Origin of the sequence: Nocardioides sp. NPDC058538, from assembly GCF_042719275.1 — a bacterium.
In the GTDB taxonomy this organism is placed as follows: domain Bacteria; phylum Actinomycetota; class Actinomycetes; order Propionibacteriales; family Nocardioidaceae; genus Nocardioides.
This window is the reverse complement of the sequence record NZ_JBHXNY010000015.1, coordinates 13,267-38,105: the sequence shown is the minus strand read 5'-3', so window position 1 is coordinate 38,105 and position 24,839 is coordinate 13,267. Positions and strand designations below refer to the sequence as shown.

At 68.6% G+C, this 24,839-nt stretch carries 24 protein-coding genes; 20 read left to right on the top strand and 4 right to left on the bottom strand.

Annotation, left to right across the window (positions count from 1 at the left end):
* The first annotated feature begins 2 nt into the window (after positions 1 to 2).
* The 5 genes from serS to ACFWQC_RS15190 are packed head-to-tail and all read left to right on the top strand — an operon-like array spanning position 3 to position 4,077.
* Complete coding sequence (serS, locus tag ACFWQC_RS15210; RefSeq protein ID WP_378679254.1) at positions 3 to 1,274, top strand: serine--tRNA ligase; 1,272 nt, start codon at positions 3 to 5, stop codon at positions 1,272 to 1,274.
* A complete protein-coding gene (locus ACFWQC_RS15205; protein WP_378679251.1) occupies positions 1,271 to 2,128 on the top strand; it encodes an HAD family hydrolase in 858 nt (285 codons plus the stop codon). Before serS ends, ACFWQC_RS15205 begins: the two co-directional genes overlap by 4 nt.
* A gap of 28 nt (positions 2,129 to 2,156) precedes the next feature.
* Positions 2,157 to 2,669: a GNAT family N-acetyltransferase gene (locus ACFWQC_RS15200; protein ID WP_378679248.1), complete on the top strand. Its 513-nt coding sequence runs from the start codon at positions 2,157 to 2,159 to the stop codon at positions 2,667 to 2,669.
* A complete protein-coding gene (locus tag ACFWQC_RS15195; protein ID WP_378679245.1) occupies positions 2,666 to 3,466 on the top strand; it encodes an HAD family hydrolase in 801 nt (266 codons plus the stop codon). The genes ACFWQC_RS15200 and ACFWQC_RS15195 overlap by 4 nt, the downstream gene beginning before the upstream one ends.
* Positions 3,463 to 4,077, top strand: coding sequence for a hypothetical protein (locus ACFWQC_RS15190; RefSeq protein ID WP_378679242.1), 615 nt, complete (start codon positions 3,463 to 3,465; stop codon positions 4,075 to 4,077). The genes ACFWQC_RS15195 and ACFWQC_RS15190 overlap by 4 nt, the downstream gene beginning before the upstream one ends.
* On the opposite strand, the gene ACFWQC_RS15185 is transcribed toward ACFWQC_RS15190, so the two are convergent.
* On the bottom strand, positions 4,040 to 4,927 hold the full coding sequence (locus tag ACFWQC_RS15185; RefSeq protein WP_378679239.1) for a sterol desaturase family protein: 888 nt from the start codon (positions 4,925 to 4,927) through the stop codon (positions 4,040 to 4,042). The two genes, ACFWQC_RS15190 and ACFWQC_RS15185, sit on opposite strands and share 38 nt — an antisense overlap.
* A 72-nt stretch (positions 4,928 to 4,999) precedes the next feature.
* Between ACFWQC_RS15185 and ACFWQC_RS15180 the strand changes: the two genes are divergently transcribed.
* The 8 genes from ACFWQC_RS15180 (at position 5,000) to ACFWQC_RS15145 (ending at position 13,709) form a co-directional block, all read left to right on the top strand.
* The gene (locus ACFWQC_RS15180) at positions 5,000 to 5,644 is read left to right on the top strand and encodes a TetR/AcrR family transcriptional regulator (protein ID WP_378679237.1); all 645 of its coding nucleotides are present in this window, start codon (positions 5,000 to 5,002) and stop codon (positions 5,642 to 5,644) included.
* Positions 5,645 to 5,704: 60 nt separating this feature from the next.
* On the top strand, positions 5,705 to 6,973 hold the full coding sequence (locus ACFWQC_RS15175; protein WP_378679234.1) for an alpha-hydroxy-acid oxidizing protein: 1,269 nt from the start codon (positions 5,705 to 5,707) through the stop codon (positions 6,971 to 6,973).
* A gap of 168 nt (positions 6,974 to 7,141) precedes the next feature.
* Positions 7,142 to 8,065 carry a calcium-binding protein gene (locus ACFWQC_RS15170; protein WP_378679231.1) on the top strand — a complete coding sequence of 308 codons (924 nt, stop codon included), beginning with the start codon at positions 7,142 to 7,144 and terminating at the stop codon, positions 8,063 to 8,065.
* Between the two features lie 132 nt (positions 8,066 to 8,197).
* Complete coding sequence (locus ACFWQC_RS15165; protein ID WP_378679228.1) at positions 8,198 to 9,136, top strand: carbohydrate kinase family protein; 939 nt, start codon at positions 8,198 to 8,200, stop codon at positions 9,134 to 9,136.
* Positions 9,133 to 10,038 (top strand): pseudouridine-5'-phosphate glycosidase, encoded by a 906-nt coding sequence (locus ACFWQC_RS15160; RefSeq protein WP_378679225.1) that lies wholly within the window; start codon positions 9,133 to 9,135, stop codon positions 10,036 to 10,038. Before ACFWQC_RS15165 ends, ACFWQC_RS15160 begins: the two co-directional genes overlap by 4 nt.
* Positions 10,039 to 10,145: 107 nt before the next feature.
* Positions 10,146 to 11,504, top strand: coding sequence for a purple acid phosphatase family protein (locus tag ACFWQC_RS15155; protein ID WP_378679222.1), 1,359 nt, complete (start codon positions 10,146 to 10,148; stop codon positions 11,502 to 11,504).
* On the top strand, positions 11,504 to 12,628 hold the full coding sequence (locus ACFWQC_RS15150) for a glycosyltransferase family 2 protein (RefSeq protein WP_378679220.1): 1,125 nt from the start codon (positions 11,504 to 11,506) through the stop codon (positions 12,626 to 12,628). Before ACFWQC_RS15155 ends, ACFWQC_RS15150 begins: the two co-directional genes overlap by 1 nt.
* A 184-nt stretch (positions 12,629 to 12,812) precedes the next feature.
* The gene (locus tag ACFWQC_RS15145) at positions 12,813 to 13,709 is read left to right on the top strand and encodes an alpha/beta fold hydrolase (RefSeq protein WP_378679217.1); all 897 of its coding nucleotides are present in this window, start codon (positions 12,813 to 12,815) and stop codon (positions 13,707 to 13,709) included.
* On the opposite strand, the gene ACFWQC_RS15140 is transcribed toward ACFWQC_RS15145, so the two are convergent.
* The gene (locus tag ACFWQC_RS15140) at positions 13,623 to 14,960 is read right to left on the bottom strand and encodes an MFS transporter (RefSeq protein ID WP_378679214.1); all 1,338 of its coding nucleotides are present in this window, start codon (positions 14,958 to 14,960) and stop codon (positions 13,623 to 13,625) included. The genes ACFWQC_RS15145 and ACFWQC_RS15140 overlap by 87 nt on opposite strands.
* 150 nt (positions 14,961 to 15,110) lie before the next feature.
* On the opposite strand from ACFWQC_RS15140, the gene ACFWQC_RS15135 reads away from it, so the two are divergent.
* The 6 genes from ACFWQC_RS15135 to ACFWQC_RS15110 all read left to right on the top strand — a co-directional run bounded on the left by ACFWQC_RS15135 (position 15,111) and on the right by ACFWQC_RS15110 (position 21,647).
* On the top strand, positions 15,111 to 15,485 hold the full coding sequence (locus ACFWQC_RS15135) for a YciI family protein (protein ID WP_378679211.1): 375 nt from the start codon (positions 15,111 to 15,113) through the stop codon (positions 15,483 to 15,485).
* A gap of 7 nt (positions 15,486 to 15,492) precedes the next feature.
* Entirely contained in the window at positions 15,493 to 16,731 is a 1,239-nt protein-coding gene (locus ACFWQC_RS15130) for an RNA polymerase sigma factor (protein WP_378679208.1), read from the top strand.
* 98 nt (positions 16,732 to 16,829) lie between these two features.
* On the top strand, positions 16,830 to 17,192 hold the full coding sequence (locus ACFWQC_RS15125) for a YciI family protein (protein ID WP_378679205.1): 363 nt from the start codon (positions 16,830 to 16,832) through the stop codon (positions 17,190 to 17,192).
* Positions 17,193 to 17,263: 71 nt separating this feature from the next.
* Positions 17,264 to 19,192, top strand: coding sequence for a M3 family metallopeptidase (locus tag ACFWQC_RS15120; RefSeq protein ID WP_378679202.1), 1,929 nt, complete (start codon positions 17,264 to 17,266; stop codon positions 19,190 to 19,192).
* Positions 19,193 to 19,391: 199 nt separating this feature from the next.
* On the top strand, positions 19,392 to 20,657 hold the full coding sequence (locus ACFWQC_RS15115; protein WP_378679200.1) for a mechanosensitive ion channel: 1,266 nt from the start codon (positions 19,392 to 19,394) through the stop codon (positions 20,655 to 20,657).
* Positions 20,658 to 20,810: 153 nt separating this feature from the next.
* On the top strand, positions 20,811 to 21,647 hold the full coding sequence (locus ACFWQC_RS15110; protein ID WP_378679197.1) for a PadR family transcriptional regulator: 837 nt from the start codon (positions 20,811 to 20,813) through the stop codon (positions 21,645 to 21,647).
* On the opposite strand, the gene ACFWQC_RS15105 is transcribed toward ACFWQC_RS15110, so the two are convergent.
* Positions 21,648 to 22,880, bottom strand: coding sequence for a low temperature requirement protein A (locus tag ACFWQC_RS15105; RefSeq protein WP_378679194.1), 1,233 nt, complete (start codon positions 22,878 to 22,880; stop codon positions 21,648 to 21,650).
* A gap of 118 nt (positions 22,881 to 22,998) precedes the next feature.
* On the opposite strand from ACFWQC_RS15105, the gene ACFWQC_RS15100 reads away from it, so the two are divergent.
* Positions 22,999 to 23,670 (top strand): SIMPL domain-containing protein, encoded by a 672-nt coding sequence (locus tag ACFWQC_RS15100; RefSeq protein ID WP_378679192.1) that lies wholly within the window; start codon positions 22,999 to 23,001, stop codon positions 23,668 to 23,670.
* A gap of 3 nt (positions 23,671 to 23,673) precedes the next feature.
* Here the strand turns inward: ACFWQC_RS15100 and ACFWQC_RS15095 are convergent, their stop codons facing one another.
* Positions 23,674 to 24,837, bottom strand: a complete 1,164-nt coding sequence (locus ACFWQC_RS15095; RefSeq protein ID WP_355229052.1) for an ROK family protein — start codon at positions 24,835 to 24,837, stop codon at positions 23,674 to 23,676.
* Positions 24,838 to 24,839 lie beyond the last annotated feature (2 nt).

Here is a 24,839-nt window from a genome sequence, read left to right as displayed (position 1 = left end):
GCATGATCGACCCGCGCATCCTCCGCGAAGACCCCGACCGCGTACGTGCCTCGCAGGAGCGCCGTGGCGCGTCCTCCGACGTGGTGGACCGGGCGCTGTCCGCGGACAGCGCCCGGCGCGCGGCGATCGCGGACTTCGAGGCCAAGCGGGCCGAGCAGAAGCAGATGGGCAAGAAGGTCGCCCAGGCCAAGGGCGAGGAGAAGCAGCAGCTCCTCGCCGAGGTCAAGGACCTCGCGAAGGCCGTCAAGGAGGCCGAGGCGGCGCAGGGCGTAGCCGAGGAGGAGTGGAAGAAGGCTCTCAAGGCCATCCCCAACCTCGCCGACGACGCTCCGGCCGGCGGTGAGGACGACTTCGTCCTGATCGAGAAGGTCGGCAAGCCGCGCGACTTCGAGGCCGAGGGCTTCGAGCCGCGTGACCACGTCGAGCTCGGCAAGCTGCTCGGCGCGATCGACCTCGAGCGAGGCGCCAAGGTCTCGGGCAGCCGCTTCTACTTCCTGACCGGGGTCGGGGCGGAGCTCGAGTTCGCGCTGATCAACCTGGCGATGGAGCAGGCCCGTGAGGCCGGCTTCACCCAGGTCATCGCGCCTGCGCTGGTGCGCCCGGAGGCGATGGAGGGCACCGGCTTCCTCGACCAGGTCGACGACGGCGTCTACAAGATCGAGGACGACGACCTCTACCTCGTCGGCACCTCGGAGGTGCCGATGGCGGCCTACCACTCCGACGAGATCCTCGACCCCGACACTCTCCCGCGGCGCTACGCCGCCTTCTCGTCGTGCTTCCGCAAGGAGGCCGGCTCGGCGGGCAAGGACACCAAGGGCATCATCCGGGTCCACCAGTTCGAGAAGGTGGAGATGTTCGTCTACACCACCCTCGAGGAGTCGTACGCCGAGCACCAGCGTCTCCTCGAGTGGGAGAAGTCCTTCCTGGACAAGCTCGAGCTCGCCTACCAGGTCATCGACGTCGCCGCGGGCGACCTCGGTCCTTCGGCGCTGAGGAAGTTCGACTGCGAGGCGTGGATCCCCACCCAGGGGAAGTACCGCGAGCTCACCTCGGCGTCCAACTGCACCACCTTCCAGGCCCGCCGCCTCGACATCCGGGCGCGTACGGAGAATGGCACCACCCCGGTCGCCACCCTCAACGGCACGCTGACCGCGATCACCCGCGCCATCGTCGCCGTGCTGGAGACCCACCAGCAGGCCGACGGGTCGGTGCGGGTGCCGAAGGCGCTGCAGAAGTGGCTCGGCCGTGAGGTTCTGGAGCCGATCCAGAAGTGAGCACGACCGAGAGCACCACCGCCCGGCCGGGCGAGGCCGCCTGGCGCCCGAAGCTCGTCGCCCTTGACATCGACGGCACCCTGCTGCGCTGGATCGACGGCACAGGCACCACCTCCGAGGCGCTCTCGGACAAGGTGCGCGACGCGGTCCGCCGGGCGTACGAGTCCGGCGCCCATGTGGTGCTCTCCTCCGGTCGCTCGGCCCACTCGATGACCGGGATCGCCGACCTGCTCGGGCTGCCGGACGAGGGTGCGGAGCGGCTGTGGATCGTCGCCTCCAACGGGGCGGTGGTGCTTCGCTACCCGCCGGTCGACGTGGTGCACGAGGAGACCTTCGACGCCCGTGCGGCGGTCGAGAAGATCGTGGAACGACGACCGAACGTGCTGGTCGCGGTCGAGAACCGCGGTCTCGGCTACCGGTTCAACCGGCCGTTCCCCGAGGGCGAGCTCGACGGTGCTCATCTGATCGCTCCGATCGACGAGATGGTCGCCGAGCCGGTCTCCCGAGTGATCATCCGTGACCCCGACGCCACTCCCGAGGACTTCCTGGCCCTCGGTCGTGAGCTCGGTCTGCACGGCATCGACTACGTGGTCGGCTACACCGCCTGGCTCGACCTCACCCCGGTCGGCGTCTCCAAGGCATCCGGCCTCTCCTACGTCTGCGACCAGCTCGACCTCGAGCCGGCCGACGTGCTCGCCATCGGCGACGGACGCAACGACGTCGAGATGCTCGAGTGGGCCGGCCGCGGGGTGGCCATGGGCAACGCCCCCGACGTCGTCCAGGAGATCGCCGACGCCGTCACCGCCCACGTCGCCGACGACGGCGCGGCGCTGGAACTCTCCCGCTGGTTCTGAGAGTGCTGTTCTGACAGTCTTGGCGCTCGTGACTCTTCCCAACACCGTCACGACGGAGCGGCTGACGCTGCCGTTGTGGACCCGCGCCGACGTCGAGGCCATCCGTGATCCCAACGGCGGGATCGGGCGGCCGCAGAGCTGGCACCCGCAGTTTCCGCGCGAGGACGACCGCGACGCGGCGACGATGTGGGTCGAGGGCGACCGGTGGAGCTCCCGCTACATCATGCGCAACGGGACCGTGCTCGGATCGATCGGCTTCTTCGGGCCGCCCGACGCCGCCCCTGACGGCACCCCGGAGACCGAGGTCGGCTACGGCCTGATCGAGGAGGCGCGCGGGTGGGGTTTCGCGACCGAGGCGCTCAAGGGTCTGCTGGCGTGCGCGGACGAAGAGGGCGTACGCATCCGGGCTTCTGTCGAGCCCGCCAACGCGGCCAGCCTGCGAGTGCTCGCCACGTGCGGGTTCACCGAGCTGCGTGGTGCCGACGAGGACGGGCATCTGGTGATGGCCAGGCCGGTGCCCGGTGGCAGAATGGAAGAATGAGGACGCCGAAGCTCGTCGCCACCGACCTCGACGGCACCCTGGTCAGAGCGGACGGTTCGGTCTCGGACTTCACGCGTGGCGTGCTCGTCAAGCTCGAGGAGATCGGCGTGCCGGTCATCTTCGTGACCGGCCGGCCGCTGCGCTGGACCCGTGAGCTCTTCGAGCACATCGGCAGCGTCGGGCTGGCGATCGTCTCCAACGGGGCCCTGGTATGGGACGTCGCCGCCGATCAGCCCCGACTCACCCGGCTGATCGAGCCGACCCTGACCGCCGAGGTGGCCGCGGTGCTGAAGTCGAACCTTCCCGGCCTGAGCTTTGCGACCGAGTCGCTCGAAGGATGGTCGTGCGAGCCGGCGTTCGCGGCGCACATGGCGGACGCCAAGCGGCCGGCCAGGCGCAGCGCGCCGATCGAGGAGCTCGCCGACGAGCCGCTGATCAAGCTGCTCGCCCGCCGCCACGACCACGACGACGCGGACGAGCTGCTCGCGGCGGCGTCGGCCGTCGTCGGTGATCGTGTCAACGTCACGCACTCGTCGTTCCCGCTGCTCGAGATGAGCGCTCCCGGGGTCACCAAGGCCTCCACGCTGGAGCTGGTCTGCACCGAGCTCGGCATCTCCGCCTCGGAGGTGATCGCCTTCGGCGACATGCCCAACGACCTGCCGATGCTGACCTGGGCAGGGACCTCGTACGCCATGGCGGACGCCCATCCGAGCGTCGTCTCGTGCGCCTCGCATCTGGCGCCCGGGCACGAAGATGACGGTGTCGCGCGGGTCCTGGCTGGAGTCTTCGGCCTGTGACTGGTTTGATCTTCGCCATGCGCCGCGTCCCCCAGCTCCTCGCTGCCGTTGCACTTGTCGCAACAGCGGTGGTCACGACGAGCCCCGCCCCCGCCTCGGCGGCCCCTGCTACGGCTCCCGCGAAGTGCCCGGCCTTCAAGGTCAGCGACGCGGTCAAGGAGCCGCTGGTCTTCCACGCACGGGTGACCGGCCCCGGCAAGGCCGCCAAGAAGGACGGCCCGGTGGTCTACCCGGTGACCGTCGTCAAGGCGCTCAAGGGCGTCACCGGCGGCAGCAAGCTCGACGTCGCGCTCAACCCCGGGGTGTGCCAGAGGAAGTCGCTGACCGTCGACGAGGACTACTACTTCTTCGCTCAGAAGAAGGGCGACACGATCCTCGCCGCCGGCAGCGCCCCGCGTGTGGAGGAGTACACCGACAAGCTCCAGGCCGAGATCGCCAAGGAGTTCCCCGACGTGATCGCCCCCGAGCCTCAGCAGGTGAGCTTCAGCGAGCCCGCGTCTCCCGAGGGCCAGAAACTCGTCGAGGTCGCCGCCCCGGGCGTCGTGCTCGTCGTCGTCGGCCTCCTCGGCCTGATCATCGTGATGATTCTCGGGCGACGGAAGGCCGCGTAGCCTCCGCCGGCACCCACCCCGGCGGCCGGAAGACGTAGCTCAGCTTGAGCCGCCAGCCGTCGGCGCTGCGTACGTCGGTCCAGAGCTCACGGAAGGCGCCGTACTCCAGCCGGAGCAGGTTGTAGGTGTCGACCTTGTAGGTCAGGCCGTACGTCGGACGCTGCCGCTCGGGCTGGAAGGTGCCGAAGAGGCGGTCCCAGACGATCAGGATGCCGGCGTAGTTCTTGTCCAGATACTCCGGGTCGGAGCCGTGGTGGACGCGGTGGTGCGAGGGCGTGTTGAGCACGAGCTCCAGCGGCCGCCAGAGCTTGCCGATCGTCTCGGTGTGCACGAAGAACTGGTAGATCAGGTTGATCGAGAAGGCGATGTAGATCGCCGCCGGTGAGATGCCGAGGAACGGCAGCGGCAGGAAGAAGAAGAACTCGAACCACGGGTTCCACTTCTGCCGCAGCGCGGTCGCGAACGTCATGTACTCGCTGGAGTGGTGCGCCTGGTGGGCCGCCCAGCCGACTCTGGTCCGGTGCACGAAGCGGTGGTTCCAGTAGTAGGCGAGGTCGACGACCACGACCGAGATCGCCAGACCCCACCACGTCTCCGGGATCTGCCACAGCGACGCGTAGGCGAAGATCGCGGCGTAGACCGCGAAGGTCAACACCTTGAACACGGTCATCGACACGATCGAGCCGAGGCCCATCAGGATCGAGGTGCGCGCGTCCTTGAAGACGTAACCGGCCAGGTTGTCGTCGTGGTCGAGCCATTTCAGGGCCGCCAGCTCGATCAGGATCGAGATCACGAAGAACGGGATGGCGTACGTCAAGGGGTTCTTCAGCGGGTCGAGCATGTCGTTCATGGGGGACCTCCCGGGGATATGACCTTTGAGTAAGTTACCTCAAGGTCATATGCCGTCGCTAGACTCTTGGACATGTCACGGGCCAACGCTGGAACCAAGGGCGTCCCGCGCGCCGACCGCGAGCTGCAGATCCTGCGGGCCGCCTGCGAGGCCTTCGGCACGATGGGGTTCGCCAAGGCGTCGGTCGCCGGGATCGCCGCCGATGCCGGCATCTCGAAACCGCTGGTCTATCAGTACTTCGGCTCCAAGGAGGGGCTCTTCTCAGCCAGCCTCACCCACGGTGCCGAGCTGCTCGCCAGCGACATGGAGCGGGTCGCTGCCGACGACTCGGTCGGTCTCGAGCGCGGCCTGCGCACCCTCGACGGGATCTTCCGCATCCTGGAGCCCCAGCCGTGGCTGTGGCGGCTCTTCTTCGACCCGACCGCCCCGGAGACGGGGGACGTCGCCGCGGCTCGAGCGTTCTACACCGACCGGATCACCCGGCTCGCGATGGAGGGGGTGGGTGAGCTGATGGCACTCGTCGGTGACGACGACCCCCTCGACGTCTCCGCGATGACCGCCGTGTGGATGAGCGTCGTCGACTCGCTCGTCACCTGGTGGCTCGATCATCCCGAGGTGACGCCGAGCCAGATGACTGCTCGGTGCTACCGGCTCATCGTGGCGCTCTCCGGGGCGGAGCCGCCCGCCCAGATCGTCGCGGACCCGGCCGCCCGCTGAGCGTGTGCGGGCAGAATCCCGCCATGGCGGGAAAATGCCCGCCGCGAGTAGCCTTCGCGCGTGAGCATCGGCAGAGACCTCCAGTCCGCGATCTTCCGCAAGGGCCTTTTCGGCCACCGCCCCGTGGTGCCGACCGAGCCCTCGGTGCTCGCCGAGGCTGCCCAGCGGGCGATGAGCAAGGAGGCCTGGGCGTACGTCGACGGCGGAGCCGGCCAGCAGCGCACCGTCGCCGCCAACACCGCCGCCTTCGACCACTTCCGGTTGGTGCCGCGCATGCTCACCAACGTCGAGACCCGCGACTTACGCACCGTGCTGTTCGGCGTGGACATGCCGGCGCCACTGATGCTCGGCCCGGTCGGCGTGCTCGAGCTCGCCCACCCCCGCGCCGAGCACGAGGTCGCCGCAGCGGCCCGCGCGACCGGCATCCCGATGGTGATCTCCACCCAGGCGTCCGTCCCGATGGAGGAGGTCGCACAGGACCTGGGCGACACCCCACGGCTCTACCAGCTCTACTGGTCGAAGGACGAGACGATCGTCGAGTCCTTCGTACGCCGCGCCGAGGCCATCGGCTCCGACGCGCTGGTCGTCACTCTCGACACACACATGCTCGGGTGGCGTACGCGTGATCTCGATCTGGGCTATCTGCCCTTCGCGCGGGGGCTGGGGATCGCGCAGTACACCTCCGACCCGGCCTTCCGCGCCCTCGTCGAGCAGCGTCTCACCGGCGGCAGCGGGACGAGCGTACGACCTGGGCTCCGGGAGATCCCCTCGGCGCTGACCGCGGTCGCCTCGATGGCCCAGCACCATCCCGGCAAGCTCGTCGACAACCTTCGCTCCGGCCACGCCCGAGCCGCGGTCGAGACCTTCCTCGACGTCTTCTCCCGCTCCGACCTGATCTGGGACGACCTCGACCGGCTGCGGGAGATGACCGACCTGCCGATCGTGCTGAAGGGGCTCCAGGCGCCCGAGGACGCCCGCCGCGCGCTCGAGCACGGCGTCGACGGGATCATCGTCTCCAACCACGGCGGCCGTCAGGTCGACGGGGCCATCGCCTCCATCGACGCCCTGCCGAGCATCGTCGACGAGGTCGACGGCCGCATCCCGGTCCTCTTCGACTCCGGCATCCGTTCCGGCGCCGACATCCTCAAGGCGCTCGCCCTGGGTGCCGACGCGGTCCTCCTCGGCCGCCCCTACGTCTACGGCCTCGCCCTCGCCGGTGCCGCCGGCGTCCAGGCCGTCCTGGAGCACATGATCGCCGAGCTCGACCTCTCCCTCGGCCTCGTCGGCTGCCGCTCGGTCGAGGAGATCGGCCGCGAGCTCCTCGGCTGAGTCGGCCGAAAGCACTGGTGCTCCTCGCGTCAGGTACAGGTTGTGAACGGACGACGAGTTCATCGCTGGGGACATACCTGCGGTGCTAGCGTCCCGCTCGCAGATCGGGTCGTATCCGGGACGAAGTGACTGCGCAAGTTCGCCCGTACAGATAGATGGAGCTCGTTCATGCGTATCCGCTGGCGCCACCTCGTGGCCGCTGCTGTCGTTCTTCCGGTGACTGGTATCGGTGGGGGAATCGGGCCTGCCGCAGCCGCTGGGGGCGCGACCTGCGGTGGAAAGACGGTCACGGTCGACATGCGGTACGGCGAGAGCCCGACCAACGGCGACGACGTCATCCTCACCGGGTACAACGTCTACGAAACCTACGGGCTTGCGGGCGACGACACGATCTGTCGTGTGGAGGATGGTCCGCGCGGAAAGATCTACGGAGGCGACGGCGACGATCTGATCTATGGCGGGATCGTCGAGTTTTCCGGGCCCGAGATCTACGGGGGCAACGGGAACGACACCATCTACGGCAGCAACAACTTCACCTACATCAGCGCGGGCAACGGTGCCGACACTGTCTACGTCCGGGCCCGAGGCGGCGACGTCTACGGCGGTGCGGGGAACGACCTCCTCCACGGCGGCGCGGGTAACGACGCAATGTGGGCGGGGCCGGGCAACGACCGCATCTACGGCGGTCTTGGGGACGACTTCCTCGTGGGTGGGGCGGATCAGGACCAGCTGTACGCCGGCGCTGGTGACGACTCGGCGTACGGCATCACCGGAGACGACAGGCTGTTCGGAGGCACCGGATCAGACACGCTCGTCGGCGGCGACGGGAACGACCGAGTCTGGGGATCGTACGGCGCGGACACGATCAAGGCTGGTAGCGGCACCGACCGGATCTGGGGTGAGGCTGGCGGTGACAAGGTCGAGGCCGGAGGTGGCGCTGACTGGCTGTTCGGTGGAGCGGGTCGGGACTGGCTCTCCGGCGGATCCGGCAACGACACGTTGTCCGGGGGAGATGATCCGGACCGACTCATCGGAGGTTCCGGAACCGACAAGCTTGCTGGCGGAAGCGGCGCCGACCAGTTGACGTACTGACTCCACGTCTGGGTTCCGTGACCCGATCGGGCACGAGCAGCGACCTTCTCGGCTCGAGGAACCAGGGTGGCCGCGCCAAGTTCATACTTTATGAGGGGGCGCGATCTGTGCACCCCACTTACGATTCAAGTGATGAACCCGCTATCTCCGCCAGACATCGTCGTGATCGGCGGCTCCAACATGGATCTCCACGCTCGGGCGCACGAGCAGGTGGTGATGGGTTCGAGCATGTCCGGATCGGCCGGCCTCTCGCCCGGCGGGGTGGGCCGCAACGTCGCGGAGAACCTCGCCCGGCTGGGTGACTCGGTGGCGCTGGTCTCGGTCGTCGGCGACGACCCGATCGGCGACGAGGTGATCAGCTACACCGAGGACGTCGGCGTCGACTGCACCTACGTCCGCCGCCGGGCAGACGTACGCACCGGCACCTACAACGCCGTGCTCGACTCCTCCGGTGAGCTGGTGGTCGCGGTGGCCGACATGGCCGCGACCGACGAGTTCTCCCCGCTGGTCGTGGAGGCGGCCCGCGACCTGATCAAGAACGCTCGCGGCGTGCTCGTCGAGGGCAACATCCCGGTCCGCACGGCCGACGTGGCGATCGACCTCGCCCGCGAGTTCGACGTGCCTGTCGGGTTCGACCCGGTATCGGTGTCGAAGGCGAGGCGGGCGCGCGACCTGATCCGGGCCGATCGCGAGCTCTACCTGGTCACGCCCAACCAGGCCGAGCTGGCCGCGCTGACCGACCTGCCCGCCGGCACCGACGCGGAGATCGAGAAGGCCGTCCACTCGCTGCACGACCGCGGTGTCGGCGTCGTCTGGGTGCGCCTGGGCGCCCGCGGATCGGTGATCAGCTACAACGACGTCTACCAGGAGCTTCCCGCCGTGCCGACCGACGTCGTCGACGTGACCGGCGCGGGCGACGCGATGCTGGCCGCGTTCACCCACGAGCTGCTCCGCGGCGTCGACCTGGTCGCGGCGGCGCGGTTCGGGCATGCCGCGGCGGCGCTGACCTGCGGCACCCACGACACCGTCCGGATGGACCTCAGCGAGAGCCTCGTCCGGGAGCTGGCGTGAAGGTCCGGCTCACCGAGGAGGTCGGGGTCGCGCTCGCCGAGGGCCGCCCGGTCGTCGCGCTGGAGTCGACGATCATCAGCCACGGCATGCCCTATCCCGACAACGTCAAGATGGCCACCGAGGTCGAGCAGATCGTGCGCGACAACGGCGCCGTCCCGGCCACGATCGCGCTGCTCGACGGTATCCCTCGAGCCGGTCTGTCGCCCGACGACCTCGAGCTCCTCGCCTCCGACCCCGACGTCACCAAGGTCAGCGTCCGCGACCTGCCCTACGTCGTCGCCCGCGGTCTCCACGGCGCGACCACGGTCGCGGCCACCATGCGCCTGGCGGCGATGGTGGGGATCAGGACGTTCGTGACCGGTGGGCTCGGTGGCGTACACCGGGGCGCGGAGACGTCCTTCGACGTCTCCGCCGACCTGACCGAGCTCGCGCGCACCCAGGTCGCGGTGGTGAGCGCCGGCGTGAAGTCGATCCTCGACATCGGCCTGACCCTCGAGACCCTGGAGACCTACGGGGTGCCGGTCCTGGTCAACGGGAGCGACGAGTTCCCGGCCTTCTACTCCCGCAGGTCCGGGTTCGCGGCGCCGCTGCGCATCGACGGCCCCGAGGAGGCGGCGAACGTCATGAAGGCGACCTGGGACCTCGGACTCCCCGGCGGCCTGGTCATCGCCAACCCGGTCCCGGCCGCCGACGAGATCCCCGCCGAGGTGATCGGGAAACACATCGACCAGGCTCTCGCCGACGCCGAGGCCCGCGACATCCACGGCAAGGACATCACCCCGTTCCTGCTCGCCAGGATCGTCGAGCTGACCGGCGGCGACTCGCTGGCGACCAACATCGCGCTGGTGCGCGACAACGCAGCCTTCGGTGCACAAATGGCCGTATCTCATGCTGTCTCATGACGAACGATCACCACTCGTTCACCCCGGCGACACCGCACGTGGCCTAACGTCTCGTCTACCTATGCGTTGATCCTCCCGTGACCGATAGCCCCCACATTGGCCCGACGATGACGGCCCCTTCCAGGCGCACCTTTCTCAAGGCCGGGCTGATCGGTGGTGCCGGTGTCGTCGCCGGCCCGATGCTGTGGACGCAGGCGGCCAGGTCGGCCGCACCGGCCACCGGCCTCCATCTGTCCTACGGTGCCGACCCGGTCAAGCAGATGAACGTCTCCTGGTCGACCGCCGGGTCGGTGCAGGCGCCGCGGCTCGATCTGGGCGTGACCCCCGACTACGGCCTGACCCTGAGGCCTGAGTCGCTCTCCTCGATCCGAGTCGACAGCGTCTACCACCACGTCGACCTCAGCGACCTGCGACCGGGCACGCGCTACTACTACCGGCTCAGCCACGACGGGGGCACCGCGACCAGGGGCTCGTTCACCACCGCCCCGAAGGCCACCGGGTCCTTCCGCTTCGCCGCCTTCGGCGACATGGGCGTCGCCGAGGACGCGGCGCGCAACGTGAACCTGATCCGTCAGCAGCGCGCCGAGTTCGCCTTCGTCGTCGGCGACATCGCGTACGCCGACACCGGCGGCCAGGGCAAGAGCAAGGAGCCGCAGCAGGACTTCGGTGTCTGGGACGAGTTCCTGAGCCAGATCCAGCCCAGCGCCGACGCGATCCCGTGGATGACCGTCGTCGGCAACCACGAGATGGAGAACGGCAACGGCGAGCTCGGCTACGACGGCCACCGCGCTCGCTTCCGTCACCCCGGCAACGGTGCCGGCGGCGGACAGGAGACCTACTCCTTCGTGCGCGGCAACGTCGCCTTCATCGCCCTCGACGGCAACGACGCGACGTACGAGTACACGCGGAACGCGGGCTACCTCGGCGAGACGCTGGACAGCTGGCTCGAGGAGCGGCTGGCCGACTTCCGGGCCCGTCAGGACATCGACTTCATCCTGGTCGGCTTCCACCAGTGCGCCTACTGCACCAACATCGCGCACGCCTCGGACGGTGGCATCCGCGACCGCTGGGAGGCGCTCTTCGACCGCTACCAGGTCGACGTCGTGATCAACGGCCACAACCACTGCTACGAGCGCACCCACCTGATGCGCGACGGCAAGCCGGTCCAGGAGGCGCCGCGCGGCTCCACGGTCAGCACCAACGAGGGGACGATCTACATCACCGCCGGCGGTGGTGGCGGCTCGACCTATCCCGATGTGCTGCCGGTGCTCTCCTACTACACGGACAAGAACGGCCTGAAGATTCCCGAGGCCACCACCTACCGCGCGGTCGGCGACGCGACCCACTCGGTCGCGTTCTTCGATGCGCACCCGCGCGACGCCCACGGGCAGGCGAGGCTGGACCTCGAAGTCATCGCCACCAACGGCTCCGAGGTCGACACGCTCACCATCGCGAGGACGCGCTGATGCGCACCCAATTAGAGTTGATGCGCGTGGGGGGAATCAGAAGGAGGAAGCCGAGGTTGCTCAGCGTCGTCGTGCCTGTCTACAACGTGGCCGACTACGTCGCCGACAGCCTCGACAGCATCCTTCATCAGCCGTTGCGTGAGGTCTGCGCCATCGAGGTGATCGTCGTCGACGACGGCTCCACCGACGGGTCGGCCGAGATCGTCAAGGGCATCGCCGCGCAGGATCCTCGGGTCACGCTGATCTGCCAGCCCAACTCCGGTGTCTCGATCGCCCGTCACACCGGGATCGAGGCCACCACCGGTGACCTGCTCACCTTCGTCGATCCCGATGACATCCTGCCCCGCGACGCCTGGAGCTCGATGGTGAAGACGCTGCGGCGTACGGGCTCCGACTTCGTCGCCGGCTCGGCCGAGCGCGTCACCCTCGTGAACGGCGAGGAGCGGAGGTACGTCACCCCGCTGATGCGCCGCAACCACACCCGGACTCGCCTCAGGTGCCGGATCGAGGACGCCCCGCTGATGCTCGCGGACGTGTTCGTGTGGAACAAGATCTTTCGGCGCTCCTTCTGGACCGACAACGAGATCACCTTCCCGGAGCGCACCCGCTACCAGGACCAGGTGGCCCTGACCCAGGCGTTCCTGGCCGCCAGGAGCTTCGACATCCTCACCGACGTCGTCTACGACTGGCGGGTCCGCTCCGACTTCTCCTCCGCGACCCAGAAGCGCGCCCAGATCGCCAACCTGCTCGAGCGGATCACCACCAAGCGCCAGACCGTCGAGATGGTAGCCGGCTCGGGCTCGGCGAAGCTGATGCGTACGCTGCGCACCGAGATCCTCCCGATCGACATGTGGGAGCACTTCCGCGCGGCCGTCAACCCCACCACCGAGGACCCCGACCGCTACTGGTCGTTGCTGCGCGGCGCCGTCCTCGAGTTCTGGTACGACGCCGGTGTCCCCTTCGAGGAGACCACCGTCCCGCGTGGTCAGCGCCTGATGGCCTGGCTGGTCTCGCAGGACCGCCGCGACGACCTCGCCACTCTCATCGAGGCGATCGACGATCGTGGTCCGGCGAAGGGGATCGAGGCGTTCGCAGCCGCGGAGGACCTGCCGGTCGGGCTCTGAGCGCCGGGGTCTCGTCGGTCTCCACCAGAAGCCCTGGGGTGTATAACACGGCCCTAGTGGCTCAGGGACCTAAGACCTGCGATATACCCAGATGAGTAGGGAATTGGGCGATTCCCGTTGCACGCCTGTTCCCCGGGGGGCAAGGTGTGGGCACCCCACGCCATTGCTTCGAGGAGCCCACTGAATGCCCAGCGTCGAGCTGTCGGCCGGTCCGATCGATTTCGAGGATACCGGCGGTGACGGCCCTGTCCTCGTACTCCTCCATGGAGTGCCGATGGACGGCCGTCTGTGGCGCCGTGCGCTGCCCTACCTCGGTGGCTTCCGGGTGATCCGGCCGACGCTGCCGCTGGGTGGTCACCGGCAGCCGATGCGGCCCGACGCGGACCTCAGCCAGCAGGGTGTCGCGAATATCCTCGGCGACTTCCTCGACGCGCTCGACCTCCACGACGTGACCCTGGTCCTCAACGACTGGGGCGGTGGCCAGTTCCTGATCAACGCCGACCGCACCGACCGCATCGCCCGGATGGCGCTGGTGGCGTGTGAGGCCTTCGACAACTACCCGCCCAAGGCGGCCAGGCCGCTGGCAGTGCTCTCGAAGATGCCGCCGCTGTTCACCGCGGCGCTGCAGCTGCTGCGCCTGGAGAGCTTCCGGCAGATGAGCTCGGGCTACGGCGGGATGTCGGTCGACAAGAGCTACCACCTCTACGACGACCTCGTCCACGGCTGGTTCGCGCCGGCGCTGACCGACCGGGCTATCCGCCGCGACTTCATCAAGTTCGCCGGCGGTGCTCCTGGTCGCGAGGAGCTGCTCGAGCTGGCTGAGGGGCAGCAGAAGTTCACCAAGCCGGTGCTCGTCGTCTGGGCCGACCAGGACACGATGATGCCCGCCGAGCACGGTCCACGCCTGGCGGCGCACTATCCCGACGCGCGGCTGGAGATCGTCAAGGACTCCTCCACGCTGGTGCCGATCGACCAGCCCGAGCTGCTCGCCGGGCTACTTCGAGCCTTCGTTGTCGATCAGAGCGTGCTCGGTGGTCGCGGTCCGGTTGACCCGGTACGCGAGGAAGCTCGGGACGAGTAGCGCACACAGCGCGATCCCGAGCAGGTTGAGCAGGCCACCTCCGGTGGTCGCGATCGCGGTGCCGACGACGGCTGCCGCGCCTCCGTGCAGGACGTCGGCCACCCGCGGGCCGCCCGCGACGACGACCGTGAAGACCCCCTGCAGCCGGCCGCGTACGTTGTCGTCGGCCGCCGACTGCAGGATCGACATCCGGATGGCCGCGGAGGCCACGTCGGCGGCGCCGGCGACCATCATGAAGAACACGGCGAGACCCAGCATCAGAGCAGTGCTGCGCTTGTCCACGGCGAGGTCCGCGAACGCCACGGTGAGCCCGAAGAGGGTGATCCCGAAGGCCCACACGCCGATGCAGTAGATGACGACGCGGCCCTGGGCCTCGATCCGCGAGACCCAGCCGGAGAAGATCCCGCCGATCACGGCGCCGGCAGGGATGGCCGCGAAGAGCAGCGCGAACGCGATCCCGCCCTCAGCGGGGCCGCCGAAGGACTCGTGCGCGATCTGCGGGAACAGCGCCCTCGGCATCGCGAAGACCATCGCGATCAGGTCGACCACGAAGCTCATCAGCAGCACCGGCTGATGACGCAGGTAGGCGAAGCCGTCCCACACCGAGCGCAGCCCGGGGACCTTCGCGCCGGCGCCCTCGACGGGGAGCCTCGGCAGCAGCACGACCGCGTAGAGGGTCGCGAAGAGGGTGACGGTGTCGAGGGCGTACAGCCAGGTGAACCCGGTGAACGGCAGCATCACGCCCGCGACCAGCGGTCCCGCGATGGCGCCCGCCTGGAAGACCGTCATCTGCAGCGAGTTGGCGGCCGGGAGCAGGTGCGTGGGCAGGATCTTGGGCAGGAGCGAGTTCCGGGTCGGCTGATTGACCGCGAAGAAGGCCTGCTGGACCGAGAAGAGGCACAGCAGCAGCCAGACGTTGGTGTTGCCGAGCGCGGACTGGAGCCAGAAGAGCGCACTCGTGCCGATCAGCCCGGTGGTCGAGACCATCAGGATCGTACGCCGGTCGAAGTGGTCCGCGAGCGCGCCACCGTAGAGGCCGAAGACGATCAGCGGGACCAGTCCGAAGACACCCGTCAGCCCGACGTACGCCGAGGAGCCGGTGTCCGCGTAGATCTGGGCCGGCACCGCGACGACGGTCAGTTGCGCGCCGATCATGGTGATGATCCCGGCGATCCACAGGCGCCGGAAGTGCGGCTCCTGGAGCGGGCGGGTGTCCGCGACGGCACCCCTGAGCTTGGAGCTGATGCTCATCGTTGCGCGGTCTTCGACATGGTTCGCAATGCTAAGCGAATGAATTTACCTGGAGAAATTCTGATGTGAGGTGTCGGATCGGGGTGTAGACGTTCGTAGCAAGGGTGAGAGGCGGCCACCGAGGCCGTCCGACACAAAGGAGTGAGCACCATGGCCAAGTACCTGATGTCCGTCTGGGGTCCCGACTCGGACTACGAGAAGGAGAACTACGGCTACGCCTCGGAGGAAGAGATGATGGCGTCGTTCGAGGCGACCGGGAAGTTCAACGACAAGCTGCAGCAGGAGGGCTACTTCGTCTTCGCTGACGGCCTCGATGCCGCGAAGACGGCGACCGTCGTCGACGGTCAGGGCGAGAAGCCGGTCATCACCGACGGCCCCTACGCAGAAGCCAAGGAGTACATGGCGGGCTTCTGGATCATCGACGTTCCCGACCTCGATGTCGCCCTCAAGCTTGCCGGCGAGGCCTCCGCGGCCTGCCTCGGCAAGGTCGAGGTGCGTCCGATGCAGACCGGCCCCGAGGCGTGACTCGCCGTTGACGGATATTGACGAGGCGATCACCCGCGCACACCAAGAGGAGTGGGCACGGGTGGTCGCCAGTCTCACCAAGCGCTTCGGCGACCTCGACATCGCCGAGGAGGCCGCGGCCGAGGCGTTCACGGTCGCAGTCGAGCGCTGGCCGCTCGATGGCGTACCGCCGAACCCGGGCGCGTGGCTCACCACCACGGCCAACCGCCGCGCGATCGACCGGATCCGCCGCGAGTCCAAGCGTGACGACAAGCAGAAGGAGGCCGTCGCGATGCACGATGACACCCCGCACGAGCCTCTCGGCGCGATCGATGACGACCGGCTCCGACTGCTGTTCACCTGCTGCCACCCCGCGCTCGCGCCCGAGGCGCGGATCGCGCTGACGCTGCGTATGGTCGGCGGCCTGACCGTGCCCGAGATCGCGAACGCCTTCCTGGTCCAGGAGACCACGATGGGCCAGCGGATCACCCGTGCGAAGACCAAGATCAAGGCCGCCCACATCCCGTACCGGGTTCCTGAGGCGGCCGACCTCCCCGAGCGCGTCTCGGGTGTTCTGGCCGTCCTCTTCCTGGTCTTCAACGAGGGCTACCTCTCCTCCGGCGGCCACGAGAATCCCGTACGCGGCGACCTGACCCTCGAGGCCATCCGGCTGACCCGCCTGGTCCGTGCGCTGCTCCCCGACGACGGCGAGGTCGCCGGCCTGCTGGCTCTGATGCTGCTGATCGAGGCGCGGCGCACGGCACGGATCTCGGCGACCGGAGAGCTGGTCCGGCTCGACGAGCAGGACCGCGGCTCGTGGGATCTCGCGCTGATCGCCGAGGGTCACGCGCTGGTGCGCGAGCGGCTCGGTGTCGTCGCGAGCGGCGGCCCGCGGCCCGGGCGCTACCAGATCCTGGCCGCCATCAACGCCGTCCACACCTCGGTGCGCGACGCCCGTGACACCGACTGGTCCCAGATCGTCGCGCTCTACGACCAGATGATCCGGGTCGACGGCTCGCCCATCGTCCGCCTCAACCGGGCGATCGCCGTCGCCGAGCTCGACGGCCCCGAGGTCGCGCTCGCCGAGATCGACCGGCTCGGCCTGGACGACTACCACGCCTTCCATGCCACCCGAGCCGATCTTCTGCGCCGCCTCGGCCGCAGCGGCGAGTCCCGCGTGGCGTACGACAGTGCCATCGAGCTCGCCGAGAACGCCGCCGAGGTCGCGCTGCTGACCAGGCGCAGGGACCAGCTCGGACGAATTTGAACTGATTTCGTCCGGGGCTGTCGGATCAAGGCAGGTGTGTTCGTAGAAGGAGTGAGCGGCGGTCACCGGGCCGCCCCGGAGACGAGGAGACGACACGAATGCCCGAGTACATGATCGCGTTCAACGACGAGTGGGTGGACGAGCACACGACGGAGCAGCTGCGCGAGAAGAGCATCGCCTCGAAGGCCGTGCTCGACGAGATGAAGGCGGCCGGGGTCTTCGTCTACGCCAACGGCGGGATCGACGCCTCGACCGCTCTCTTCAGCGTCGACGCGGACAACGGCGAGGCCGTCTTCACCGACGGTCCCTATGTCGAGACGAAGGAGCACATCGGCGGCTTCACGGTCATCGACGTGCCCGATGACGAGGCGGCGCGCTACTGGGCCGGCAAGGTGGCGGTCTGCCTCGACTGGCCGCAGGAGGTCCACCGCTTCCCGAACGAGTATTCCTGGGACGACTGAGCCTCGGACCTGAACCAACGCTTCGCCGGATCTCGGCCGCGAAGCGTTTCAGGTCGTGGCAGGCTTGCCGCATGACGCCAGAGCCGCTTGCCCTGCCCGACACCGAAGCCGCGGAGAGCTGGGTCAAGGAGCGTACGTCCGCGACGCTGGCCCATGTGCGGGAGCTGGCCGACAAGCTGCGGACCGCGCCGCCGAGCGAGGCGATCGAGGTGCTCGAGGCCTGGGACGAGCTGTCCCTGGAGCTCGGCTCGCTCGGTGGCCTGGCCGGCCTGCTCGCCAATGTTCATCCCGTCGAGGCGGTGCGGACGGCGTGCGAGGACACCGAGGTCGAGGTCGACCGGCTGCGCACCGAGCTCACTCAGGACCAGGCGCTCTACCGGGTGTTCGCGGACCTACCATCAGACCAGACGGATGCGCTCGACCCGCTGGCCGAGCGGCTCCTGGAGAAGACGCTGCAGGACTTCACCCGCGCCGGCGTCGACCGCGACGACGCCACCCGGGCCCGGCTCACCGAGATCAACGAACGGCTCACCGAGCTCAACCTCGAGTTCTCCCGGGTGGCCCGGGACGACGTACGCATCACCCTGGCCACGCCCGAACAGCTGGACGGGATGCCGGCCGACTGGCTGGAGGCGCACCCGGTCAACGACAAGGGGCTCGTCGAGATCACCACCGACTACCCTGACGCGCTTCCCGCCCGGATGTTCGTGAAGGATCCCGCGATCCGTCGCGCCGTCACCGTGGCCGGCCTCGAGCGCGGCTGGCCGCACAACGACGCGGTCCTGAAGGAGATGTTCGCGCTGCGTCACGAGCTGGCGAACCTGGTCGGCTTCGAGGACTGGCCCGCCTTCGACGCCGCGGTGAAGATGATCGGCGAGGGACCGGCGATCCCGGAGTTCATCGACAAGATCGCCGGTGCCTCCGAGGGGAGGATGAAGCGCGACCTCGAGGTGCTCCTCGACCGCTACGACCGCGATGTCCCCGGCGCCAGTGCGGTCTCCGCCGCCGACGCGCTCTACTACGAGGAGCTGGTGCGGCAGGAGAAGTACGACGTCGACAGCCAGGTGGTGCGTACGTTCTTCGACTTCGCGAAGGTGCACCAGGGCCTGCTGGACGTCACCGGCCGGCTCTTCGGACTGCGCTACGAGCCGGTCGCCGACGTCGTCACCTGGCACGAGGATGTGAGCGTCTTCGACGTCTATCAGCAGGACGGCGACGAGCCCCTCGGCCGGATCTTTCTCGATCTGCACCCCCGCGAGGGCAAGTACAAGCACGCCGCGCAGTTCGACCTCGCCCCCGGCGTGAAGGGCCGGCAGCTCCCTGAGGGCGTGCTGGTCTGCAACTTCTCCCGCGGTCTGATGGAGCACGACCACGTGGTGACCCTCTTCCACGAGTTCGGCCACCTGATCCACCACGTGCTCGGCGGACAGGGCGAGTGGGCGCGCTTCTCCGGGGTCGCGACGGAGTGGGACTTCGTCGAGGCGCCGAGCCAGATGCTCGAGGAGTGGGCCTGGGACGCCGACGTACTCCAGACCTTCGCCACCAACGCGGCCGGCGAGCCGATCCCCGCCGACCTGGTCGCGCGGATGCGGGCCGCGGACGATTTCGGCAAGGGCTATCACGCCCGGCAGCAGATGTTCTACGCCGCGATCTCCTACTGGTTCCACAAGGAACAGCCCGACGATCTGACCAAGCGGCTCGAGGAGCTCCAGGCGGCGTACTCTCCCTACCCCTATCTCGAGGGCACCCACTTCTTCGCCAACTTCGGCCACCTGGGCGGTTACTCCTCGGCCTACTACACCTACATGTGGTCGCTGGTCATCGCGAAGGACCTGTTCAGCGCCTTCGACCGGGACAACCTGTTCGACCCGGAGGTGGCGGGCCGCTACCGCGATCTGGTGCTCGCCCGCGGTGGCGAGAAGGACGCCGCCGACCTGGTCGCCGACTTCCTCGGCCGGCCCTACTCCTTCGATGCGTACGCTGCCTGGTTGGTCTCTTAGGCAACGTTTCACGGCGTTCCTTACAGGAGAAGCGGGATTGTAAATCAATTGCCTATTTGCGTCCGCTGGAGCGCCAAACTTGCTTCAAGGCTCCATCTGGACGAACGTCTCTGGAAGCAGAGGTGCCTGTTGCGCGCATCACTCGGGCTGCTCGTCGATCTCAGGCACCTTTTCAGAACCCTATTGAGGGGAGAGACAAATGGATGCCGTGAAGGACATCGACTGGGTGGGTCTCGGGAGCAAGGTGCTCGCCGCGATCGTCATCCTGGTGGTCACGTGGATCATCGCGAAGATCGTCGCTTGGGCGTTCGCGAAGCTGACCTCGAAGATCCCGGTGCTCCAGAAGGCTGGAAATGACGGGGACACCATCGGCAAGAGCCTCGGTTCCGTGGCCGCCTTGCTGGTGTGGCTCTTCGGTCTGATCGCGCTGCTGGACCTGTTCGGGCTCAGCTCGGTGCTGACGCCGATCCAGGGCCTGCTCGACGGTGTGCTGGGCTTCCTGCCCAACCTCATCGGCGCGGTCTTCGTCTTCATCGTCGGCGCGCTCGTCGCCAAGGTCGTCCGCCAGCTCGTCGAGACCGCGCTCGGTGCGGTCCCGTTCGACAAGTGGCTCGGCAGCGGCAGCAAGCTCTCCGGCCAGGTCGACGCGACAGTGGGTGTGGACACCGCCGCCGACCCGTACGATGCATCGGCTGCGCCCTCGGGTGCTGCCGCGCAGATCGTCAAGGTCATCGGTCTCGTTCTCTACGCGATCATCATGATCGTGGTGGCCATCGCCTCTCTGCAGATTCTCGGGATCAGCTCGATCTCGCGGCCTGCGGAGCTCATGCTCGCCATGATCCTGGCCGCGATCCCGAAGCTCATCGCCGCCGCGATCCTGCTCGGCATCGGCGTGGTCATCGCCCGCTTCGCCGCCGACGTCCTCGGTCAGCTCATCGACGGGCTCGGCTTCGACCGCGCCCTCCACTCCATGGACGTGCTGCCGCAGGGTCAGAGCGCGACCCCGGCGATCACCAAGGTGATCCAGATCGGCATCGTGCTCTTCTTCGCCGTGATGGCGGCGCAGATGCTGGAGTTCCCGCAGATCACCGCGTTCATCGCCGAGGTGCTCGAGCTGGGTGGACGGGTCGTCTTCGGTGGCGCGATCATCGCTGCCGGTGTCGTGATCGCCTCGGTGCTCGCGAAGATCGTGCCCGGATCGGCGTCGCAGATCCTGAAGTACGCCACGATCGTGCTCTTCGTCGCGATCGGGCTGAGCTTCATGGGGCTTGCCGACTCGATCATCAACCTCGGCTTCGGTGCCGTGGTCGTCGGTGGTGCCGCTGCTGCGGCGCTCGCCTTCGGTCTCGGCGGTCGCGACGCTGCCGCCCGGCAGTTGGAGCGGCTCCAGGCCGAGAGCGGCGCGCGTTCGGCTGCTGCGCCGACCGCTCAGAACCCGACGCCGCCGCAGGCGCCCGGCGTCTGATCGCACTCGCGACCCTCAGGGTCACGTCAGGGAGCCCCCGGGTATCTGGGGGCTCCCTTCGTTTTGGCTTGAATCGCTCTGATCTTCGGCGTAAGATCACGATATATCGCGAAGGAACGCGATCTAGTCTTCCGAAAGTTAGAGAGAAACCTGATGACGTACAACAACAGCAACCCCTGGGGTGAGTGGATCGACCAGATGGGTCGAGAGTTCGGCAAGGGCGGCCCACGCCGCTCCCATGGCTGGCAGGGTGGTCCCGGTTGGGGCGGACCCGGCGGCCCCGGTTGGCAGGGTGGCCACCACGGTCGCGGTCGTGGACCGGCTGGTCCGCCGCCGTGGATCGCGGCACTGCTCGGCTTCGAGAACCAGCCCCCGCAGCGGCCCGGTCCCCGGGTCCGTCGTGGTGACGTACGCTCCGCCATCATCTACGTGATGGCCGAAGCGGCCGAGCAGGGCCAGGTGATCAACGGCTACCAGGTGATCCAGCAGATCTCCGAGCGCAGCTCGGGTGAGTGGCGGCCGAGCCCCGGCTCGGTCTACCCGACCATCCAGCAGCTCGAGGACGAGGGTCTCGTGGAGTCCGACGACGAGCACGGCCGCCGGGCGATCCGGCTGACCGAGGCCGGCAAGACCTACGCCACCGAGCACGCCGACGAGCTGGCAGCCGTCTGGACGCCGTTCGACAAGGCCGTCGACAACGCCCGCGGCCAGGGCCGCGGCGGTCGTGGTGGTCCCAGCGGTCTGGGCGACCTGGCCGGCTTCGGAGTCCTCGGCGGCGAGCTCGCCCAGGTCCTCCCGGCCGTGTGGCAGCTCGCCACCTCCGGCACCGACGCCCAGCGCCAGGCCGCCGCCGACGTTCTCGCCGACACCCGGCGCAAGCTCTACGGCATCCTCGCGGCCGGCGACGACGAACACACCGTCACCGCCGAGCAGATCGACGAGGTCGAGGAGACCGAGGACAACGAGCCCGGCCCCGACCCGAAGGCCTGATCAGAAGGTCTCGAGGTGGTCGGCGATGTGGCGGTGGCCGACAACCTCGTAGCCGACGATGGTGACCACCGGCGCCAGAGCCACGACCACGAGGCACCACGCCACCGGCACGCCCGCGGCCGCCATCAGGACGCTTGCGACCAGGACGGCCGCGGTGAGGACGGCCAGGATGATGTGGAACAGGTCGATCACGTGCATGAACGAGTTGTAGAGGAGGTAGAGGACCAGGGCGTACGCCCCGACGGGAATGGCGACGGAGAGGACCGTGCCGACCTCGCCGAGCTCGGAATGGTCCTCGAGCAGGTAGGCGGCCACGTGGAGGCCGGCTCCGGTGGCCGCGATCGAGGCGAAGACCAGGATGTGGCCGTAGCCCCACAGGAACGAGCGGTCGCGGTGCCGCTCGAGCATCGTGGCCCAGGGGATGATGAAGTAGGTCCACCACTGGCCGAAGGTCAGGCCGATACCGGCGGCGAGCAGCAACATCGCGTTGAGGCTCCACCCCAGCTCCGGCTCGTGGACGATCGCGGACATCACCGCGACGGTGCCGATGACGCCCTCGCCGAGGGTGATGATCGTCAGCAGCCCGTAGCGCTCGGCGATGTGGTCCGCGTGCCAGGGAGTGCCGCCGAAGCGGCGCTCGGCGATGAACGGGCCGACCAGCTCGATCACCAGCGGCACCATCATCGCCGCGAACGCGACGGGCACGCTCAGCGGCAGCACCGCGATGACGCACCAGAGCACCTGCGCTGTGAGGATGGTGACCAGATAGACCTGGTGCGCGCCGCGTCGGGCAGGATCCTGGCGCCAGGCGCGCAGCCACTGGCCGCAGAGCGCGACCCGCATCACGACGTACCCGGCGATCAGGATCTCGTTGTGGAGCCGATCGCCCTCGTGGATGCTCTCGAACATCTCCGGCAGGCCGAGAGCCATGATGATCACGCCGACCATCTGCACCATCGTGAGCAGCCGGAACGCCCAGTCGTCGGTGTCGTAGGCCGAGGCCATCCAGGAGTAGTTGATCCAGGCCCAGCAGATCGCGAACGAGGCGAAGCAGAACGCCACGATCCCCGCCACGACGTGGCCCTCCGCGAGCTGATGGGCCAGCTCGTCGCCACTCATGCCGAAGGCCACGACGAAGGTGAGGTCGAAGAGCAGCTCCAAGGGAGTCGCGGCCCGATGCGCTTCGTGCGGGTCGCGTCCGGTCATCTGGCGGAGGCGGCTGGTTGCGGTCACCCTGGTGAGGATATGTCCTGAGGACGTACGTTCGTTGCATGAGCGAGCGCCAGCGAGCGACAACAGGCCTCAGGCCGCCGGTTCCGCACTCTTCGATCTATCGAACGGAGGCGGCGGCATGAGCGAAGTCCTGATCAAGGTGCGTGGGTCCCACAGTGTCGAGGTGGCGCCGGAGCGAGGGGTGGTGTCCGCCGAGGTCCGGTTCGACGGCCCCGCGCCGGAGCCGGTGATGGAGCAGCTGCGGCGTGGGCTGCACGGCGTGCGTACGGAGCTCGAGCGGCTCGAGCGGGAGGGCGCGATCAAGAGGCTCGTCATCCAGCGGGCGCGCACGTCGGCAGAGCGGCCCTGGCACAAGGACGGCAAGCAGCTGCCGCTGGTGCACCGTGCGACGGTCGGCCTCTGGGCGGAGTTCGTCGACTTCAAGGCGCTGTCGACATGGGTCGGCCGCACCGCGGGCAACGAGGGACTCCGGGTCGACCACGTCTCGTGGCAGCTGACCAAGGAGAGCCGTCTGAAGGTCGAGCGTGACGTACGTCAGGAGGCGGTGCGCCAGGCCAAGGTGCGCGCGCAGGACTACGCCGATGCGCTCGACCTCGGTCCGGTCGAGGTCCGGAGCATCAACGACGTCGGGGTCAGCCGCGAGGTGACGTACGCGGCGGCGTTGGACATGGAGATGGCCCCGGCCGGAGCCCGGAAGTCGGCCCCCGGAGCACCCGATCTCGCCTTCGATCCCGACGACATCTCGGTCTACGCCGAGGTGGAGGCAGCCTTCACCGTCGGAGCGAAGTAGGGGTCATTTGGCGACGGCGTCGAGGTGGGCATCGAGGCGCTCGGGCGAGAGCAGGTGGTTGATGACCACCGCGGCACAGCCGACCATGCCGGTGGAGTCGGCGTGGGTGGAGGGGACGAAGGTCAGGTCGCGGGTGGCCAGGGCGGTCGAGCGGGAGTAGACGGTCTCGCGTACGCCCGCGGTGTAGAGGTCGAAGGCCCCGGCCATGTCGCCACCGATGACGACCACCTCCGGGTTGAGCAGGTTGATCGCGATCGCGAGCACCTCGCCGAGCTGGCGACCGGCCTCGCGCAGCAGGCCGCGGGCGATGGCGTCGCCGGCGAGCGCGGCGGCGACCAGGTCGCGGATGTGTCCGGCTGAGACGCCGGAGTCGACCAGGCCCTGCGTCAGCGCCCAGCCGGCCGCGACCGTCTCCAGGCACCCGGTGGCACCGCAGCGGCAGGGGCGCTCGCCGGCGGACTCGACCCGGGTGTGGCCGATCTCGCCGACCGCACCGGCGTGGCCGCGCAGCACCCGACCGTCGGCGATGACCGCGAGGCCGAGACCGGTCGACGCCTTCACGACGAGCGCGTCGCGCGGGTGCAGCCCGCTACCGAAGAGCTCCGCGGTGGCCAGCGCGTCGGTGTCGTTGACGAGCACCAGCGGCCCGTCGGTGAGCCGGTCGAAGTAGGGGTCGAGCGCCACGCCGTCCCAGCCCCGCATCACCGGTGAGTCGACCGAGACCAGGCGGACGGGGTCGACGACGCCGGGCAGGCTCATCCCGACGCCGAGAACGGGCGGCTCGATGCCTTCCAGGAGCCGCTCGAGCCGGTCGGTCACGTCGGGCATGAGGTCGTCGGCGGCGATCCCGACCTCGTGGTCACGGGTGTCGCCGGCGAGCTCGCGGCCGTCGAGGTCGAAGACAGCGAGCTGGCTGCGTGAGCGCCCGATCGCCACCGCCAGCACCACCCCGGCGTCGGCGTTGAAGGTCAGCGAGCCAGGAGGCCGGCCACCGGTGGAGGCGAGCTCCTCCCCGGTGAGGATCAGTCCGGCGTCGACGAGAGCCGAGACCCGGGAGACCACAGCCGTACGCGAGAGACCGGTCGTCTTCTGCAGATCGCTGCGGGTCAGGGCGCGTCCGGAACGCACCAGAGCGAGGACGTCGGCGGCGGTTGTCATCTCGGGCATGG

Excerpts from the sequence above, each read along its gene's own strand:
- serS (WP_378679254.1), top strand. The coding sequence starts at position 3 with ATGATCGACCCGCGCATCCTCCGCGAAGACCCCGACCGCGTACGTGCC.
- ACFWQC_RS15195 (WP_378679245.1), top strand. The coding sequence starts at position 2,666 with ATGAGGACGCCGAAGCTCGTCGCCACCGACCTCGACGGCACCCTGGTC.
- ACFWQC_RS15185 (WP_378679239.1), bottom strand. The coding sequence starts at position 4,927 with ATGAACGACATGCTCGACCCGCTGAAGAACCCCTTGACGTACGCCATC.
- ACFWQC_RS15180 (WP_378679237.1), top strand. The coding sequence starts at position 5,000 with ATGTCACGGGCCAACGCTGGAACCAAGGGCGTCCCGCGCGCCGACCGC.
- ACFWQC_RS15170 (WP_378679231.1), top strand. The coding sequence starts at position 7,142 with ATGCGTATCCGCTGGCGCCACCTCGTGGCCGCTGCTGTCGTTCTTCCG.
- ACFWQC_RS15165 (WP_378679228.1), top strand. The coding sequence starts at position 8,198 with ATGAACCCGCTATCTCCGCCAGACATCGTCGTGATCGGCGGCTCCAAC.
- ACFWQC_RS15155 (WP_378679222.1), top strand. The coding sequence starts at position 10,146 with ATGACGGCCCCTTCCAGGCGCACCTTTCTCAAGGCCGGGCTGATCGGT.
- ACFWQC_RS15150 (WP_378679220.1), top strand. The coding sequence starts at position 11,504 with ATGCGCACCCAATTAGAGTTGATGCGCGTGGGGGGAATCAGAAGGAGG.
- ACFWQC_RS15145 (WP_378679217.1), top strand. The coding sequence starts at position 12,813 with ATGCCCAGCGTCGAGCTGTCGGCCGGTCCGATCGATTTCGAGGATACC.
- ACFWQC_RS15140 (WP_378679214.1), bottom strand. The coding sequence starts at position 14,960 with ATGAGCATCAGCTCCAAGCTCAGGGGTGCCGTCGCGGACACCCGCCCG.
- ACFWQC_RS15135 (WP_378679211.1), top strand. The coding sequence starts at position 15,111 with ATGGCCAAGTACCTGATGTCCGTCTGGGGTCCCGACTCGGACTACGAG.
- ACFWQC_RS15125 (WP_378679205.1), top strand. The coding sequence starts at position 16,830 with ATGCCCGAGTACATGATCGCGTTCAACGACGAGTGGGTGGACGAGCAC.
- ACFWQC_RS15120 (WP_378679202.1), top strand. The coding sequence starts at position 17,264 with ATGACGCCAGAGCCGCTTGCCCTGCCCGACACCGAAGCCGCGGAGAGC.
- ACFWQC_RS15115 (WP_378679200.1), top strand. The coding sequence starts at position 19,392 with ATGGATGCCGTGAAGGACATCGACTGGGTGGGTCTCGGGAGCAAGGTG.
- ACFWQC_RS15110 (WP_378679197.1), top strand. The coding sequence starts at position 20,811 with ATGACGTACAACAACAGCAACCCCTGGGGTGAGTGGATCGACCAGATG.
- ACFWQC_RS15100 (WP_378679192.1), top strand. The coding sequence starts at position 22,999 with ATGAGCGAAGTCCTGATCAAGGTGCGTGGGTCCCACAGTGTCGAGGTG.
- ACFWQC_RS15095 (WP_355229052.1), bottom strand. The coding sequence starts at position 24,837 with ATGCCCGAGATGACAACCGCCGCCGACGTCCTCGCTCTGGTGCGTTCC.